This window comes from Zhihengliuella sp. ISTPL4, assembly GCF_002848265.1.
Lineage (GTDB): Bacteria > Actinomycetota > Actinomycetes > Actinomycetales > Microbacteriaceae > Microbacterium.
Window position 1 is genome coordinate 744754 of the sequence record NZ_CP025422.1, and the last position, 16201, is coordinate 760954.

The following is a 16201-nucleotide window of genomic DNA, read 5'->3' on the forward strand; positions in this document are numbered from 1 at the left end:
AAATGCGGATGTAGCGCAGTTGGTAGCGCACAACCTTGCCAAGGTTGGGGTCGCGAGTTCGAGTCTCGTCATCCGCTCGAGTGCAGTAGGTCTTCTCGAAGATCGGCGGCACGTGGGGTCAATCCACACGGTGGCGTGGCCGAGCGGCTAGGCACCGGCCTGCAAAGCCGTTTACACGGGTTCGAATCCCGTCGCCACCTCACGGGAAAACTGAATAGCCCCAACGGGCGCGATTGGCGCAGCGGTAGCGCGCTTCCCTGACACGGAAGAGGTCACTGGTTCGATCCCAGTATCGCGCACCACGAAACCCCCGGATTTCCGGGGGTTTTTTGCTGCCTCCGCAGCCTTCCTCCCGCCGAGTGCCTCTGCGGCCACTCGCACCGATCCGATTCGAAGGTGTGTTCGAATATCGGTATCCTGGACGTGGCCGGAGGAAGGAGCCGGTGTGGGGAACTCAGGTCGTGCACTCTCCGCGTACAACGACATGCGGTCGCAACACCAGGCGATCGAAGCGGCCGCGCGCCGGGGGACCCTGCAGACGCTGTCGGATCGAGAGCTCGCCCTGCGGGAATCCGCGGTCACGATCTACCCCCATGCTCTCCAGCGCCGGGTGCGGGCCTGGGTGCGTTTCGGCCCGGAGGCGATCCGCGTCGAGGCGAAGGTGGTCCGTTCCACTCCGCTCGCGGCGGGCATCGAGTTCCGTGCCGGCGAACGCACGTACCGTTGCTGGGTGTGGGGAAACGCCGTGCAACCCGTGGACGGCTGAGGGGATCGGGGTGGATGCCCGGTGTGTGTCCACAGGGAAACGCCCCGTCCGCAGTTTCACGGACGGGGCGTTTCGACGGTGCCGCTGCGGCTCAGACGCGCGCGGTGCCGGCGCCGTTCTGCGGCACGCGCGGCTCGCGACTCACGAAGATGCCGAGGAGCACCATGCCGATCGCCAGGCCGAGGTGCAGCCAGTTGTCGGCGTTGTTCACGGGCAGGAAGTTCAGCTGCTCGTTGCCGACCGCGATGAGGCCGTACAGCCAGACCACGAGGTACGCGAGTCCGCCGATGATGAGGTACAGGCGGGAAGCGCGCGGTGAGGCGGCGAGCGCGATGCCCGCGACGGCGAACAGGAGGTGCACGATGTTGTGCAGCACGGAAACCTGGAAGATGCCGAGGAGCAGGGCCTCGGAGGCGGCCCCCGCTCCGTGGAGGTGCTCGGCCGAGTGGGTGAGGCCGGGGATGAACCCGGCGATGCCGACGATGAGGAAGACGATGCCGACGATCAGCGCCGTCTTCTGGATCGGTGTGGCGGCATAGCGGGTGGTACGGGTGGTGTCGCTCATGATCCCCTCCAAGGTGTGATGCGGTTGCCTGACGGTAGGTCTTCCTGTGTGCGGGCTGAGAGGGCATTGACGTTTCGAGAACCGAACGGTACTTTCGCGCGGGTGTGACAGCCGCGCGATGATGTAGCGGAAGCGCGGATTGTCAATCCCCTCGGGGGCGCGGGACCCGCTTCTTACGCTCTGGCCATGACCGACGCCGCTCTCGATCGCACCGGCGATCCCGCCTCGACTGCCGGTCGGGACCCGGCGACCGGCCTGCGTCGGATCGACCACCTGGCACAACTCGCCGCCGTCGTCCGCGCGTGCCCCGGCCTGCACGTCCGCTACTCGGAGGGCCCGGATGCGGACGCCCGCCGTTCGAGTGTCGACACGGAGAGCGGTCTCGAGCTTCCCGGTCTGTCCGTCAACCCGCTGGACGCCGAACGCTGGTGGACGCGTCCGCTGGAGGATTGGCTCGCCCGTCAGCTGTGCCAGTACCGCCACCTCGCGGAGAAGGATCCGCAGCGCATCGCCTGGATCCTCCGCGGCGAACACTGCGGGCGAGGACCCGACTGCGAACCCCTGCTGCGAGATGTGGAACCCGTCGCCGTCATCGGCGAGCAGCTGCTGATCGAGGCGCGAGAGCGGTACGAGCGGAACTTCGACGCGGGCCGCGGGCCCGCCGACGACGAGGAGGAGAGGGCATGAGCAGAGCAGGGGAGTGGGTCGAGGTCGTGCCGGGCTTCTTCTGCATCGGGGTGGCAGACGTGAACTGCTACCTCGTGCAGACCGCGGACGGGTTGACGTTGTTCGACGCGGGCCTGCCGCGCAGCAGGGGAGTGCTCCTCGACCTCCTCGACCACCTGGGGGCGGAGGCCGCCGATATCGACGCCGTCGTCCTGACGCATGGGCATTTCGATCACGTGGGCGTGGCCCGTGGACTCCGCGAGGAGGGCGTCTCGGTGTTCGTCCACCCCCGCGATGCGGAGCTCGCACGTCACCCGTATCGCTACCGTCCGGCCACGCCGCGCGTGCCTTACGTGCTGAGTCATCCGAGGGGCATCCCCACCATCACCCGGATGGTTCTCGCCGGAGCGCTGAACGTCCGCGGTGTGGAGGCGCAGCCGCGGGTCACGCACGGGCATCCGATCGATGCGCCTGGCACGCCGCTCGCCCTGTGGACCCCGGGGCACACGGCGGGGCACTGCGCGTACTTCTTCGAGACCGCCGGCGTCCTCATCGCCGGTGACGCCCTGGTGACGCTCGACCCGTACACCGGCGAGACCGGGCCGCAGATCGTGGCGCGGGCGGCGACGGCCGATACCGCCGAGGCCATGGACTCGCTGGACACGCTGGCCGAGACCGCCGCACGCGTCGTCCTCCCCGGGCACGGGGCCGCGGTGCTCGACGGCGTGGGGCCCGCGGTCGCCGCCGCACGACGACGCGGACCCCACTGACTCCACCGCCTCAGTCGAGCAGCGTCTCCCCGATGTAGCCGCCTTCCGCGCAGCCCGGAGGCACGGCGAACACGGCGGATCCGATCGGGACGGTCCACTCGTTGAGCAGGTCGAGCTCGTCGAGCCGTTGCTGCATGGGGACGAACTGGCGCGCGACGTCCGCTTGGAAGGCGACGAAAAGGAGGCCCGATTCCGAGATCGCACTCCCGCCCGGGCGCTCGTCGTAGTTGTACGCCCGGCGGAAGATGCGCTCGGTCCCATCGCCGCGCGCGCGCCGGATGTGCGCGAAGGCCGGGATGACGGGGAAGCCGATGGCCGTCGTCGCGTCGAAGTCGGGCTCGTCGAACTCCGACGTCCCGGTGAGCGGTGCGCCGTCGCGGAGTGTCCGCCCCACCGAGGCCTCGCGACCCCCGCGATCCAGGCGATCCCAGGCGTCGAGGTCCATGCGGATACGCCGCAGGACCATCCCGGTGCCTCCGGCCAGCCATCCGTCATCGCTCCAGACCACGCGCTCGAAGTCATCGGTACCCGGCTGCGGATTGCTCGTGCCGTCGACCTGGCCGAAGAGGTTGCGCATGGTGGTCCCCGCGCGCTCGGTCCCGTGCGCACGGCGGAAGCCCTGCTGGATCCACCGGACGGTCGCGAACCCGCGCGCGTCCTTCAGGAGCATGCGCTGCGCATGCGCGGCCGTGAGGGGATCGTCCGCGGCGATCTGCAGGAGCAGGTCGCCGTCGGAGAACTCCGGCTGCAGGCGGTCCACCCGGAAGGCGGGCAAGGGGGCGAGCCAGGAGGGGGCGTCGCCGCCGGCTCGGGCCACGAGCCCGGGGCCGAAGCCGAACGTGACCGTCAACCGCGCCGGCGACAGCGCGCGCTCCGGCTCGGAATCCGCGAGCGCCGAGCGCCCCTGGGTGAGTCTCGCCGCGTCGTCCGTGAGGATCCGCAGGAGTCGGCGGAGCCCCTCACGGTCGATCTCCGGACGGAGGTCCAGCGCCACGAACGAGCCGTGCGCCTGGGCTGCGGTGTCGATGCCCGCCTGATGGATGCCGTGGAACGGAACGGTGAGGGTGCCGTTGAGCGGTGCGGCGGGCTGGAGAGCCTCCGCATCCCCGCGAGAGAGGGCGAGGTCCGCCCCGACCGCGACGGCGGCTCCGACGCCGGCGACAGCCCCTCCGAGGAGGAACTGCCGCCGGGTCGAGCCGCTGCGGCCGGTGCGCGCGCCCGAGACGCGCGCGGACATCAGTGGTCCATGCCCTCGTGGTCGTCGGCATCGTCGTAGTTCTCGTTCGCGCCGGAGTAGTCCTTCACCGGCGCCGTGAAGTCGAACGTGGAGTTGTCCGACAGGGTGACGGTGAAGGCGACCTCGTCACCGGCGCGTAGCGGCTCGGCGAGATCCATCATCATGATGTGGTTTCCTCCGGGCTCCAGGGCGAGACCGCCACCCGCGGGGACGACGAAGCCCCCGGCGATCTCGCGCATGACCATTTCGCCGGCCTCGTTCTCCACGGTCTCGTGCAGCTCGATCATGGGCGAGGCGGCGGAGGCGACCGAGGTCACCGTCACGTCCCCGTCGCCCTCGTTGCGGAGCATCCCGAAGGCCGCCGTCATACCTTCGTCGGCCGACTTGACCCAGGCGTCGTCGATCCGGAGAGCTTCGCCGGCGGGAGCGGCGGCCGGCGGCTCGGCGGCCGGGGCCGTGCACCCGGTGAGGGCGACGAGCGAGAGGGCGATCGTCGCCCCGAGGCGGGGGAGGGAAGTGCGAGTGTTCATGGTGATGCCTTTCAGGAGTTCTCTGCCATGTCGTCGCCGGAGTCCGGCGGCACGGCGGCCGCGCGGCGGCGGCGAAGGACGAGGAGGACGGCGAAGACGACGACGGCGAGAGCCGCTCCCGCCCCGCCGACGAGCAGGATCCGGGTCGGACCGCCCGTCCCGTCTGCGTTCTGATCCGATGCGGTCGGAGCGTCCGGCACGGCGGAGGCGGTCGCCTCCGCGCTCCCGGTCGACTCCAGCGGGGCGGCGTCCCCGATCGCGAACGGGATGACCCCCGCGATCGGATGCCCGTCTTCGGAGACGACCTGCCAGCGGACCTGGTACCCGCCCTCCGGCATGTCCGGTGTGAGCGCGGCGGTGACGTTGCGGCCGCGCACCTCCACGTCGCCCGTCGCCCAGTCCTCGCCATCCGCGTCGACCACGAGGACGACGGCCCCGGCCGTCGATTCGTCGAGGACGAGGAGTTCGCCGGAGAACGTCATCGTGACGCTCCCCGGCGGCGCGTCGAGACGTTCCCCCTCGGCGGGGCTGCTCTCGAGGAGCTGGTCGTGGGCGGTCGCCGGCGCTGCCGTCGCGAGGATCGCGACAGCCGCCAGCACCGCCCCGGCCGCGAATCTGCGGACAGGGGACATGGAAGAGCCTCTCTCAGACGTCGTCGAGCGACGTGGGTACCTGCGTTCGGACGCGCGTCACAGCGGACAGCGCGAGGACGCACCGCACGGCCGGAGGCCGCGGGGCGCGGATCAGAGCGCGGGGAGAGAGGGCGGGGCCCGCCCGTGAAGCGGGGCGAGGAACCGGAGGTCGCGGGCCGCCCGGACGTCGAGGAAGCCCGTGAGGCGAAGGGAGCAGGCGGCAGAGCGCGGAGAGAGCACCACGTCCGCGCGGCGACGCACCCAGCGGACGAGATGAACAGCGAGCTCGCGAAGGGCGAAGAGCAGGCGCTCGCCCCGGTGCAGCGCCGTCACCGTGAGCAGGGCGGCGAGGGCATGCCCGATCCACATCGAGGCATCCGCCGTCACGACGACCGCCCCGCTGTCGGCGGCGGGAAGTACGAGCGGAGCGCCGTGCACATGCGGGATCGTCACACCAGATGGCGAGACCGTTCCGAGGACGAACAGTGCGTGGAAGAGGAATTGGCTGACAGCCACCGAGAGGGTGAGCCGGGTGAGGGAGAGTCGGCGTCCGGCGAGGAGCACGCTCGCCATGAAGGCGAACACCCAGGGCACGAGGATGCCCAGGGGGCCCGGCATCTCGCCGCCGCCGGTCACGTGGCCGGCCAGCGCGACGAAGATCGCGAGCGACGAGGTCGCGAAGCCCCGCACGACGGCGGGCTTGCGGGACGGGCTCACGGTCCCCAGTCTGCCATGCGCCGTTCAGCACGCGTCGGACCGGCCCGCGCGTCAGTCCCTTCGCGCCCCCGAGCGCTTCACGACGTCGTAGGCGGCGAGCGCTGCCTTCCGGGTCTCGCCGAGGTCGACGATCGGCTCGGTCGGGGCATCCGCCGCCCAGCGGCCGATGTACGTCCCCTCGCTGTCGAACTTCTTGGCCTGCAGTTCCGGGTTGAAGACGCGGAAGTACGGGGCGGCGTCGGCCCCGGAACCGGCGACCCACTGCCAGTTGAACGGGTTGTTCGCATCATCGGCGTCCACCAGTGTGTCCCAGAACCACTCCTCGCCGAGCCGCCAGTCGATGAGGAGGTTCTTGACGAGGAACGACGCGGTGACCATCCGCACCCGGTTGTGCATGTAGCCGGTGTGCCAGAGCTCGCGCATGCCGGCGTCGACGAGGGGGACACCGGTCTCGCCGTGCTGCCAGAGGTCCAGACGTGCGGGATCCAGCGGAGGCCAGGGGAACGCGTCGAACTCCGCCCGCAGGTTCTTCGTCGCGAGCTCGGGGAAGTGGAAAAGCGTGTGCCAGGCGAACTCGCGCCACCCGAGCTCCGAGAGGAAACCGCCGGCCCCGTCGACCTCGACCGCTTCGTGCCACACGGTGAACGGGCTGAGCTCGCCCCAGCGCAGACGGGGGGACAGCCGCGAGGTGGCGCCGGCAGCGGGCGAGTCGCGCGCGCGATCGTACGTGCCGAGGTCTTCGGTGAGGAAGTCCTGCAGCCGGCGGCGCGCGGCGGGCTCCCCGGGTTCCCAGGTGTCGCGGAGCCCACCCGCCCAGTCCGGGGCGGTGGGAAGCAGTCGCCAGTCGTCGAGCGGATCGGAGGAGAGCCGCGTACGCGTGCCGTGAAGCTCGCGCGGCTCCGGAAGCGGGGCACGAGGGGCCGGGAGCGCCAGGCAGGCCCGCCAGAAGGGCGTGAAGACGGAATAGTGCGTGCCGCTTCCGGTGGTCACCGTCCACGGCTCGTGCAGGAGCGACCCCGCGAAGGACGTCACCTCAAGACCTTCGTCACGCAGCGCGGTCTTCAGCCCGGCATCGATCCCACGCCCGGCGCCGCCATAGCGGCGGTTCCAGAACACCGCTCCCGCGCCCGATTCGGCGACCAGCTCCCGGACGACGCGGTCGGCGGGTCCGCGCCGCAGGACCAGCGTCGCGCCTTTCTCCCTCAGCCGATCGGCGAGCGAAGCCAGGGAGTGGTGCAGCCACCAGCGCGCCGCGCCGCCCAGCGGGCGGACGCCGGGGGACTGCTCATCCAGGACGAAGAGCGCGATGACCGGCTCATCGCGGTCGACGGCGGCGCGCAGCGCGGGATTGTCGGCGAGTCGGAGGTCGTCGCGGAACCAGACGATCGAGGGCGAGGTCATCGCGTCGCCCACAGGGCCCAGGCGACCAGCAGGGGTTGCAGGAAGAGGCGCCCGAACCGTCGCCTGTCCGTGTCGAGCCCTGGCGTCGATCGCCCGGTGCGCCACTGATGCCAGTTGCCGGGGAAGACCGCGGCGAAGAAGCCCGCCGTCGCCCACCCGATCTTCCGGCGCGGGCGCGGCAGCGCGATCAATCCCGCGGCGAGCGCGACCTCGGTCGCCCCCGATGCCAGGACGATCGCGTCCTTCTCCATCCGGGTGAACCGTGTCGCCCAGTCGGGCACGACGACGCGGAACCCTCGTGTCTGCGTGAAGTGCAGCACGCCCATCGCGCCGAGGGCGAGAGCGAGGAGCCAGCGGGCGATCGTCCGTGTCATGCGCCCACGCTACCGTCCCCGTCGGACGCCGCGGCTGTCACACTGAGGCGATGACCGTGCTGCGCATCACCGTCCTCTTCCTGCTCGCCGCCGTCGCCGAGATCGGCGGCGCCTGGCTCATCTGGCAGGCGGTGAAGGAGGACAGAGGCTGGATGTTCGCGGTCCTCGGGGTCATGGCGCTCGGCGCCTACGGATTCATCGCGGCTCTCCAGCCGGACGCGAACTTCGGCCGCGTCCTGGCCGCGTACGGCGGCATCTTCATCGCCGGCTCCCTCGCCTGGGGTGTCATCGTCGACGGATTCCGCCCCACCTCGTGGGACGTGATCGGCTCCGTGGTGGCGCTGGCCGGGGCGGCGATCATCATCTTCGCGCCGGCGGCCGCGGATTCGCTGTCGGAGACCGCCGCGTGACGGTCGGCGACCTGCGAGCGGACGAGTAGCCTAGATCCAGACCCAGATGGAGTGATCAGTGCCTGAAAACGCCCAGCCGACCGACGGCTTTGCCCTGTTCTCTGACCGAAACGTCGTCGCCATGCGCGTCGGCGGCGTCCTCAAGGACCTCGCTGCGACGGTCACCGAGACCGACGATGTCGAGCCCGTCACGATCGACAGCCCCGACGGCCTGAACATCCTGCGTCACTCGACCGCGCACGTGCTCGCCCAGGCGGTACAGCGGATCAACCCGCAGGCGAACCTCGGCATCGGTCCGCCCATCACGGACGGCTTCTACTACGACTTCGGCGTCGACACCCCGTTCACGCCGGAGGACATCAAGGCGATCTCCAAGGAGATGCAGCGCATCGTCCGCGAGGGCCAGCGCTTCGTCCGTCGCGTCGTGACGGACGAGGAGGCTCGTGCGGAACTCGCGGACGAGCCGTTCAAGCTCGAGCTCATCGGGCTCAAGGGCCCGTCGACAGGCTCAGGAACCCAGGGGGCCGCCGAGATCGCCGAGGGGGCCTCCGTCGAGGTGGGCGAGGGCGAGCTCACGATCTACGACAACACCACCCGCGACGGCGAGGTCGTCTGGAAGGACCTCTGCCGCGGTCCGCACCTGCCCAACACTCGCATGATCGGCAACGGCTGGGACCTCACCCGCATCGCCGCCGCGTACTGGCGGGGGAGCGAGAAGAACCCGCAGCTCCAGCGCATCTACGGCACGGCCTGGCCGACGAAGGACGAGCTGCGCGCTTACCAGGAGCGCATCGCCGAGGCCGAGCGTCGCGACCACCGCAAGCTCGGCGCCGAGATGGACCTCTTCTCCTTCCCGGACGAGATCGGCTCGGGTCTGGCGGTGTTCCACCCCAAGGGCGGCATCATCCGCTACGAGATCGAGGAGAACCTGCGCAAGCACCTGCTGCGCAACGGCTACGACCTCGTAAGCAGCCCGCACATCACGAAGAAGGATCTCTTCATGACGTCGGGGCACCTGCAGACCTATGCGGATGGCATGTTCCCCCCGATGCACCTCGACGAGGTCGTCGACGACGAGGGCAACGTCACCCGGCAGGGCCAGGACTACTACCTGAAGCCGATGAACTGCCCGTTCCACAACCTCATCTTCCGTTCGCGCGGGCGCTCCTACCGGGAGTTGCCGCTGCGTCTGGCCGAGTTCGGCACGGTGTACCGCTACGAGAAGAGCGGCACACTCTCGGGACTGACCCGCGTGCGCGGTCTGACCCAGGACGACGCGCACATCTATGTCGCTCAGGACCAGGTGAAGGAGGAGCTCACCACCAACCTGAACCTCGTCCTCGACCTGCTCCGCGACTACGGCCTCAACGACTTCTACCTCGAGCTCTCGACCAACGAGGAGGGCAACCCGAAGTTCCTCGGCGAGCCCGAGCAGTGGTCGACGGCGATCGACACGCTGCGCGAGGTCGCGATCGAGTCCGGTCTCGAGCTCGTGGCCGACCCGGGCGGCGCCGCCTTCTACGGCCCGAAGATCTCGGTGCAGGCCCGCGATGCCATCGGGCGCACCTGGCAGATGTCGACCATCCAGCTCGACTTCAACCAGCCCGACCGCTTCGAGCTGGAGTACACCGGTCCCGACGGACAGAAGCACCGGCCCGTGATGATCCACCGGGCGCTCCTCGGCTCCGTCGAGCGCTTCTTCGCGATCCTCCTCGAGCACTACGCCGGCGACTTCCCGCTCTGGCTCGCGCCGAGCCAGGTCGTGGGTGTGCCCGTGGCGGAGCAGTACGGCGACTACCTGGACGACGTCATCGCGCAGCTCCGAGCGGCGGGTGTCCGCGCGGACGTCGATCACTCCGACGACCGGATGCAGAAGAAGATCCGGAATCACACCACCGCGAAGGTCCCACTGATCCTCATCGTGGGGGAGCAGGATCGCGCCGCAGGGACGGTGTCGTTCCGCTTCCGTGACGGCACGCAGGAGAACGGCGTGCCGGTCGCCGACGCGGTGCGCCGGATCAGCGCCGCCATCGCCTCGCACGCGCTCGTGCTGAAGGCAGGGGATCTCGCATGACGGGCGGTGAGGCGGACCTGGAGGACGCCTCCCGTCTCGTCGGGGTCCCCGACGAGTTCCAGCGGCTGTGGACCCCGCATCGGATGGCGTACATCCAGGCCGGGCCGGAACCGCTACGCGAGGAGTGCCCGTTCTGCGAGGCGCCGAAGTACCCGGACGCCGAGCGGCTCATCGTGGCGCGCGGGGAGACCGCCTACGTGCTGCTGAACCTCTTCCCGTACAACTCGGGGCACCTGCTCGTGTGCCCGTACCGGCATATCGCCACCTACGACCAGGCCTCGCCCGAGGAGGTCGCGGAGATCGGCGCGCTCACGCAGACCGCGATGCGCGTGCTCCGCGAGGTCTCCGGCTGCGACGGCTTCAACCTCGGGATGAACCAGGGGGCGGTGGCCGGAGCGGGCGTGGACGCGCATCTGCACCAGCACGTGGTGCCGCGGTGGCGCTCGGATGCGAACTTCTTCCCGATCATCGCCAAGACGAAGGCGCTCCCGCAGCTCCTCGGTGAGGTGCGGGAGGCCGTCGCCGAGGCCTGGCCCACTCCCGAGCGCTGAGCCAACGCGCGGGTCGCCGAGTCACGGAGTGGGTCGCTGAGCCTGTCGAAGCGTCGCGGCCCTTCGACAGGCTCAGGGACCCAGTTCGGGCCCTTCGGCAGGCTCAGGGACCCAGTTCGGGCCCTTCGACAGGCTCAGGGACCCAGGATCGTGAAGGGGTCAGCGCACCTGGCGGGCGGTGAACTGCATTCGCGGGTTCGCGTAGAACTCCTGCGCCTCGACGAGCTGCAGCTCGCGCTCGCCCGAGTCGAGCGTGGCCTGCAGCAGGTCGTAGACGCTGGAGGCGGTGCGCTCCAGAGCGGTCTGCGCGCTGCCGGTGTCGATGTAGTGCGCGGTGAACAGCGCCGCCGTAACGTCGCCGGAGCCGTTGGCCTTCATCGGCAGGTGCGGGGTCTGTACGAGCCAGGCGCCCGCGTCGTCCACGGCGAGCATCTCGATCGTGTCCTCTTCACGGTCGGGCCGCTCGACGCTCGTGACGAGCACCGTGCGCGGCCCCATCGCCCGTGCGAGGTCGACCGAGGCGAGGGTCGACTCGAGCGTGTCGGGCTCGGTCTCGGTGAGGAAGCCGAGCTCGAACTGATTCGGCGTGATGATGTCGGCCACGGGAACCACGCGTTCGCGGAGCAGGATCGGGATGGCCGGAGCCACGAAGCAGCCGGACTTGGCGTTGCCCATGACCGGGTCGCACGCGTACAGCGCATCGGGGTTGGCGGCCTTCACCCTGGCGACCGCGTCGATGATGACGTCGCCGATGCCCTCGCTGCCCTGGTAGCCGCTGAGCACGGCGTCGATGGAGCCGAAGACGCCGCGTTCCTCGATGCCGGTGATCACCTCGCCGACGTCGGCCGGATCGATCAGCGGGCCGCGCCAGGCGCCGTACCCGGTGTGGTTCGAGAACGTCACCGTGTAGACCGGCAGGACCTCCACGCCGATGCGTTGGAGCGGGAAGACGGCCGCGGAGTTGCCGACGTGACCGTATGCGACGGCGGACTGGATGGACAGGATCTTCATACCCGGTCCCTTTCATTCTGGGCGGGGCGGTGCCCGCGTCGGGTGGTCATCGTCCGGCGGCGACGAGGTCGGCGATGAGGGTCTCCGTGTCAGCCTCGGAGAGGCCGTGCACGGTGAGGCGGAGATGGTGCGACGGCTCGGCGCGCTCGTCGAGCGCGAAGTCGTCTCCGGTGCGAGCGAGCCAGCCGCGGCGCATGAGGTGGTCGGCGATGGTGCGCGCCGGCTTCTCGAAGCCGACCCACAGGCTCAGACCGTCCGGATCGGGGGCATCGATCCCCTCGGCACGCAGGCGTGCCGCGAACGCGGCGTTCCGCGCGGCGTAGTGCCGGCCCGCCTCCGCGATCTCCTCGCGGACGTCTTGGTCGGTGAGCTGGGCGAGCGTGAGGCGCTGCAGCAGGTGACTGACCCACGTGGTACCGGGGCTGAGCCGCATCGCCAGGCGCTCCGCCGTCTCCGAGTCGGTCGCCGCGAGCGCGAGGCACATGTCAGGGCCGAGGAACTTCGACACCGAGCGGACCAGGGCGAATCGCCGGTGCTCGGGTCCGATCAGCGATTCGTAGGGACGCTGGGAGAGCAGAGAGAAGTGGTCGTCCTCGATGACGAGCACGTAGGGGTGGTCGGCGAGCACGCCCCGCAGCGCCTCCGCGCGGGCGGGGGAGAGGCTCACCCCCGTCGGATTCTGTGCGCGCGGGGTGCAGATCACGGCGCGGACGCCCGCGTCCAGAGCGGCGCGGAGACCGTCGACCGTCATCCCCTCCTCGTCCACCGGCACCGTGATGGCCCGATAGCCGCCCAGCCGCACGGTGTGGATGCTTGCGAGGAAGCAGGGGTCCTCGAGCGCCACGGCGTCATCACGCATGAGCGCCTGCGCGAGCAGGCGCTCGACGGCATCCACCGCACCGCTGGTCACGGTGACCCGGAAGTCGTGACCGGGGAGGTCGGCGCCCATCCACTCCCGTGCCCACGCCTCGAGACCGCGATCGATCACCGGCTCCCCGTAGAGCACGGGACGACGACCGATCGTGCCGAGCGCCTGCGACGGGTCGGGGATCCGTGCCGGGTCAGGGTTGCCGGTGCCGATGTCTCGGAGGACGGTATCGGCTGCGTACCCCTCCTGGGGCACGGCGTCCGCACCGGCGACCACCGTGCCCGCGCGGCCCCGCGAGTGCACGAGACCCGCTTGTGCGAGTTGCCGGTAGGCGGCGACCGCGGTGTTGCGGTTGACCCCGAGGGTCGCCGCGAGCTCGCGCACGGGCGGAAGGACCTCGCCGGGCCGGAGCGCGCCGCGGTCTCGGAGGGCGCGCACGCTGTCCGCGATCTCCGCCGCGGTGGTTCCCCTGATCTGCTCGCTCATGATCCTCCTCCGAGATTCTAAGTGGATCGGACAGTGCTACTTTTGATCTAGATCAAAACCGATTTCGGATCATCCGACAGGAGACCCCCATGACCGAGCAGCCCACCACCGGATCCGCACGCGTGAAGCGCGGTCTCGCCGAGATGCTCAAGGGGGGCGTCATCATGGACGTCGTCACCGCTGAGCAGGCAAAGATCGCCGAGGACGCCGGCGCCGTCGCCGTGATGGCGTTGGAGCGGGTCCCCGCGGACATCCGAGCGCAGGGCGGAGTATCGCGGATGAGCGACCCGGACATGATCGACAGCATCATCGACGCGGTGTCGATCCCCGTCATGGCGAAGGCGCGCATCGGACACTTCGTCGAAGCGCAGGTGCTGCAGGAGCTCGGCGTCGACTACATCGATGAGTCCGAGGTGCTCTCGCCTGCCGACTACGTGAACCACATCGACAAGTTCGGCTTCACCGTGCCGTTCGTCTGCGGAGCCACGAACCTGGGGGAGGCGCTGCGCCGCATCAACGAGGGTGCCGCGATGATCCGCTCCAAGGGCGAGGCCGGCACGGGTGACGTCTCCGAGGCGATGAAGCACATCCGGAAGATCCGGGGAGAGATCGCCGCGCTGACCGCGCTGCCCAAGGACGAGCTGTTCGTCGCCGCGAAGGAGCTGCAGGCACCGTACGAGCTCGTCGCAGAGATCGCCGAGACCGGGAAGCTCCCCGTGGTGCTCTTCGTCGCCGGTGGCGTCGCGACTCCGGCCGATGCGGCGATGATGATGCAGCTCGGCGCCGACGGCGTCTTCGTCGGCTCCGGCATCTTCAAGTCCGGCAACCCCGCCGAGCGGGCGAAGGCCATCGTCAAGGCCACCACGTTCTTCGACGATCCGAAGGTGATCGCCGAGGTCTCCCGCGGGCTGGGCGAGGCGATGGTCGGCATCAACGTCAGCGACCTGCCCGCGCCGCACCGCCTCGCCGAGCGTGGCTGGTAGTCCGCGCGTCGGCGTGCTCGCGCTGCAGGGCGACGTGCGCGAGCACGCCGACCTGCTCGAGGCGCTCGGGGCCGAGGTCACGCTGGTCCGTCGACCCGAAGAGCTCGCGCAGGTCGACGGACTCGTACTCCCTGGTGGCGAATCGACTGTGATCGACAAGCTGGCCCGGCTGTTCGGGCTGCAGGAGCCGATCCGCGAAGCGATCGCCGACGGGATGCCGGTGCTCGGCACCTGTGCGGGGCTCATTCTTCTGGCCGACGAGGTCGTCGATGCGATCGAGGGACAGCAGAGCTTCGGCGGGCTCGACGCGGTCGTGCGGCGCAACGCCTTCGGACGCCAGGCCGAGTCGTTCGAGGCGGAGGTGACGGTGCCCGCGTTCGACGAGCCGGTGACGGCGGCCTTCATCCGCGGGCCGGTCGTGGAGGCGGTGGGAGCGCGGGCCTCGGTGCTCGCAACGCTGTCCGACGGCCGTGTGGTCGCTGTCGAGCAGGACGGACTGCTCGGGCTCAGCTTCCATCCGGAGATCTCGAGCGAGACGCGGTTCCACCGGCGCTTCCTCGACCGCGTGTCCGCCCGGGGCTGACTGCGCGAGCGTGAGTTCAGGCACCCCCGCGAAAACAGGCGCCCCCGCAGGTGGGCGCCTGTTCTCGCGTGATGGTCTGTGTCCGAGACAGGGGCCAGCGCGGCGCTTCGGCACGGTTCGATAGACTGGACGACGCCCTGGGCGGCGTTCCGGGGCGCAGACGACGAGCGGAGACTTATGTCCGGGCATTCCAAGTGGGCCACGACCAAGCACAAGAAGGCCGTCATCGACGCGCGCCGTGCGAAGTCCTGGGCCAAGCTCATCAAGAACATCGAGGTCGCGGCCAAGCTGGGCGGCGCCGACCTGCAGGGCAACCCGACGCTCTTCGACGCGGTGCTCAAGGCGAAGAAGACCTCGGTCCCGAAGGACAACATCGACCGCGCGATCAAGCGCGGCGCCGGTATCGGCGGCGAGGCCGTGGAGTACACCTCAATCATGTACGAGGGCTACGGACCCAACGGTGTGGCGCTGATGATCGAGTGTCTGACCGACAACAAGAACCGCGCCGCGGCCGAGGTGCGCACCGCGCTCAGCCGGAACGGCGGCACCCTCGCCGACCCGGGCAGCGTGGCGTACAACTTCAGCCGCAAGGGCGTCATCGTGGTCGGCTCCGAGGGGACCACCGAGGACGACGTCATGATGGCGGCGCTGGAGGCCGGGGCGGAGGAGATCGAGCCGCACGCCGAGGGCTTCGAGGTCATCACCGAGGCGAGCGACCTCGTGGCCGTCCGCTCCGCGCTGCAGGACGCCGGGATCGAGTACGAGTCGGCCGACGTCGAATTCGTGCCGAACCTCAAGGTCGAGATCGACGCCGAGACCGCCCGCAAGGTGTTCCGCCTCATCGACGCGCTCGAGGACAGCGAGGATGTCCAGAACGTCTTCAGCAACTTCGACCTGTCCGCCGAGGTCCAGGCCGAGCTCGAGAACGACGACGCCTAGGCGCGGCGTGAGCCGACGACGGGGCGAGCGGCTTAGCCTGATCGGGTGACCACTTCGCTGCGTGTGCTCGGCATCGACCCCGGACTCACCCGGTGCGGTGTGGGCATCGTCGACGTCGATCGCGCCCGCCGCGGCACGCTCGTCCACGTCGGCGTGATCCGATCGGCGCCGGACGCGGAGATCGGCGATCGTCTCGCCCTCGTCGCCGCCGGCATCCGCGCCGCGATCGCCGAGCACCGCCCCGATGCGGTCGCGGTCGAGCGGGTGTTCGCGCAGCAGAACACGCACACCGTGATGGGTACCGCGCAGGCGAGTGGGGTCGCGCTCCTGATCGCCGCCGAGGCCGGCCTTCCTGCGGCGACCCACACGCCGAGCGAGGTCAAGGCCGCGGTGACGGGGTACGGCTCCGCCGACAAGCGCCAGGTCCAGGCGATGATCGCCCGGATCCTGCGGCTGGACGCGCCTCCGCAGCCGGCCGATGCCGCCGACGCCCTGGCGATCGCCCTCTGCCACGCCTGGCGCCGCGGTGCCCCGGTGTCGAGCCGTGCGGGTGGTGGTCTCACACCCGCGCAGCGCGCGTGGGCCGACGCGGAGCGTGTCGCTCGAACATATCTACGATCCGGCTCCTAGACTGACGG

The 16201-nt window shown here is 70.1% G+C and carries 19 protein-coding genes and 3 tRNA genes; 13 read left to right on the forward strand and 9 right to left on the reverse strand.

Annotation, left to right across the window (positions count from 1 at the left end; all coding sequences use genetic code 11):
• The first annotated feature begins 4 nt into the window (after positions 1 to 4).
• The 4 genes from CYL12_RS03580 (at position 5) to CYL12_RS03595 (ending at position 766) form a co-directional block, all read left to right on the forward strand.
• Positions 5 to 77, forward strand: a tRNA-Gly gene (locus CYL12_RS03580).
• A gap of 52 nt (positions 78 to 129) precedes the next feature.
• A tRNA-Cys gene (locus CYL12_RS03585) sits at positions 130 to 200 on the forward strand.
• A 27-nt stretch (positions 201 to 227) separates the two neighbouring features.
• A tRNA-Val gene (locus tag CYL12_RS03590) sits at positions 228 to 302 on the forward strand.
• A 143-nt stretch (positions 303 to 445) separates the two neighbouring features.
• Positions 446 to 766 carry a hypothetical protein gene (locus CYL12_RS03595; RefSeq protein WP_233486827.1) on the forward strand — a complete coding sequence of 107 codons (321 nt, stop codon included), beginning with the start codon at positions 446 to 448 and terminating at the stop codon, positions 764 to 766.
• Between the two features lie 91 nt (positions 767 to 857).
• On the opposite strand, the gene CYL12_RS03600 is transcribed toward CYL12_RS03595, so the two are convergent.
• Positions 858 to 1331: a DUF4383 domain-containing protein gene (locus CYL12_RS03600; RefSeq protein WP_101845606.1), complete on the reverse strand. Its 474-nt coding sequence runs from the start codon at positions 1329 to 1331 to the stop codon at positions 858 to 860.
• 186 nt (positions 1332 to 1517) lie between these two features.
• Between CYL12_RS03600 and CYL12_RS03605 the strand changes: the two genes are divergently transcribed.
• Together CYL12_RS03605 and CYL12_RS03610 are read left to right on the forward strand one after the other, a co-directional pair.
• On the forward strand, positions 1518 to 2018 hold the full coding sequence (locus CYL12_RS03605; RefSeq protein WP_233486828.1) for a DUF6098 family protein: 501 nt from the start codon (positions 1518 to 1520) through the stop codon (positions 2016 to 2018).
• Entirely contained in the window at positions 2015 to 2767 is a 753-nt protein-coding gene (locus CYL12_RS03610; protein ID WP_101845608.1) for an MBL fold metallo-hydrolase, read from the forward strand. Before CYL12_RS03605 ends, CYL12_RS03610 begins: the two co-directional genes overlap by 4 nt.
• 10 nt (positions 2768 to 2777) lie before the next feature.
• Here CYL12_RS03610 and CYL12_RS03615 read toward each other — a convergent pair whose 3' ends face one another.
• The 6 genes from CYL12_RS03615 to CYL12_RS03640 all read right to left on the reverse strand — a co-directional run bounded on the left by CYL12_RS03615 (position 2778) and on the right by CYL12_RS03640 (position 7658).
• Positions 2778 to 4004, reverse strand: a complete 1227-nt coding sequence (locus tag CYL12_RS03615) for a Dyp-type peroxidase (RefSeq protein WP_101845610.1) — start codon at positions 4002 to 4004, stop codon at positions 2778 to 2780.
• On the reverse strand, positions 4004 to 4534 hold the full coding sequence (locus CYL12_RS03620) for a copper chaperone PCu(A)C (RefSeq protein WP_101845612.1): 531 nt from the start codon (positions 4532 to 4534) through the stop codon (positions 4004 to 4006). The genes CYL12_RS03615 and CYL12_RS03620 overlap by 1 nt, the downstream gene beginning before the upstream one ends.
• A gap of 11 nt (positions 4535 to 4545) precedes the next feature.
• Positions 4546 to 5166, reverse strand: coding sequence for a copper resistance CopC family protein (locus CYL12_RS03625; RefSeq protein WP_233486829.1), 621 nt, complete (start codon positions 5164 to 5166; stop codon positions 4546 to 4548).
• Between the two features lie 111 nt (positions 5167 to 5277).
• The gene (locus CYL12_RS03630; protein WP_101845614.1) at positions 5278 to 5883 is read right to left on the reverse strand and encodes a hypothetical protein; all 606 of its coding nucleotides are present in this window, start codon (positions 5881 to 5883) and stop codon (positions 5278 to 5280) included.
• Between the two features lie 51 nt (positions 5884 to 5934).
• Positions 5935 to 7284 (reverse strand): cryptochrome/photolyase family protein, encoded by a 1350-nt coding sequence (locus tag CYL12_RS03635; protein WP_101848656.1) that lies wholly within the window; start codon positions 7282 to 7284, stop codon positions 5935 to 5937.
• Positions 7281 to 7658: a DoxX family protein gene (locus CYL12_RS03640; RefSeq protein ID WP_101845616.1), complete on the reverse strand. Its 378-nt coding sequence runs from the start codon at positions 7656 to 7658 to the stop codon at positions 7281 to 7283. Before CYL12_RS03640 ends, CYL12_RS03635 begins: the two co-directional genes overlap by 4 nt.
• Before the next feature lie 50 nt (positions 7659 to 7708).
• On the opposite strand from CYL12_RS03640, the gene CYL12_RS03645 reads away from it, so the two are divergent.
• The 3 genes from CYL12_RS03645 (at position 7709) to CYL12_RS03655 (ending at position 10693) form a co-directional block, all read left to right on the forward strand.
• The gene (locus tag CYL12_RS03645; RefSeq protein WP_101845618.1) at positions 7709 to 8068 is read left to right on the forward strand and encodes a YnfA family protein; all 360 of its coding nucleotides are present in this window, start codon (positions 7709 to 7711) and stop codon (positions 8066 to 8068) included.
• A gap of 121 nt (positions 8069 to 8189) precedes the next feature.
• Positions 8190 to 10142 (forward strand): threonine--tRNA ligase, encoded by a 1953-nt coding sequence (gene thrS, locus CYL12_RS03650; RefSeq protein ID WP_233486876.1) that lies wholly within the window; start codon positions 8190 to 8192, stop codon positions 10140 to 10142.
• Positions 10139 to 10693, forward strand: a complete 555-nt coding sequence (locus tag CYL12_RS03655; RefSeq protein WP_101845622.1) for an HIT family protein — start codon at positions 10139 to 10141, stop codon at positions 10691 to 10693. The genes thrS and CYL12_RS03655 overlap by 4 nt, the downstream gene beginning before the upstream one ends.
• Before the next feature lie 159 nt (positions 10694 to 10852).
• On the opposite strand, the gene pdxY is transcribed toward CYL12_RS03655, so the two are convergent.
• Together pdxY and CYL12_RS03665 are read right to left on the reverse strand one after the other, a co-directional pair.
• Positions 10853 to 11704, reverse strand: a complete 852-nt coding sequence (gene pdxY / locus CYL12_RS03660) for a pyridoxal kinase PdxY (protein ID WP_101845624.1) — start codon at positions 11702 to 11704, stop codon at positions 10853 to 10855.
• Between the two features lie 46 nt (positions 11705 to 11750).
• On the reverse strand, positions 11751 to 13058 hold the full coding sequence (locus CYL12_RS03665; protein ID WP_101845626.1) for an aminotransferase class I/II-fold pyridoxal phosphate-dependent enzyme: 1308 nt from the start codon (positions 13056 to 13058) through the stop codon (positions 11751 to 11753).
• Positions 13059 to 13147: 89 nt separating this feature from the next.
• On the opposite strand from CYL12_RS03665, the gene pdxS reads away from it, so the two are divergent.
• The 4 genes from pdxS to ruvC all read left to right on the forward strand — a co-directional run bounded on the left by pdxS (position 13148) and on the right by ruvC (position 16193).
• Entirely contained in the window at positions 13148 to 14041 is an 894-nt protein-coding gene (gene pdxS / locus CYL12_RS03670) for a pyridoxal 5'-phosphate synthase lyase subunit PdxS (protein WP_025103530.1), read from the forward strand.
• Entirely contained in the window at positions 14031 to 14624 is a 594-nt protein-coding gene (gene pdxT, locus CYL12_RS03675; protein ID WP_101845628.1) for a pyridoxal 5'-phosphate synthase glutaminase subunit PdxT, read from the forward strand. Before pdxS ends, pdxT begins: the two co-directional genes overlap by 11 nt.
• Before the next feature lie 177 nt (positions 14625 to 14801).
• Positions 14802 to 15563: a YebC/PmpR family DNA-binding transcriptional regulator gene (locus CYL12_RS03680; protein WP_060922277.1), complete on the forward strand. Its 762-nt coding sequence runs from the start codon at positions 14802 to 14804 to the stop codon at positions 15561 to 15563.
• Positions 15564 to 15608: 45 nt separating this feature from the next.
• A complete protein-coding gene (ruvC, locus tag CYL12_RS03685) occupies positions 15609 to 16193 on the forward strand; it encodes a crossover junction endodeoxyribonuclease RuvC (RefSeq protein ID WP_101845630.1) in 585 nt (194 codons plus the stop codon).
• Positions 16194 to 16201 lie beyond the last annotated feature (8 nt).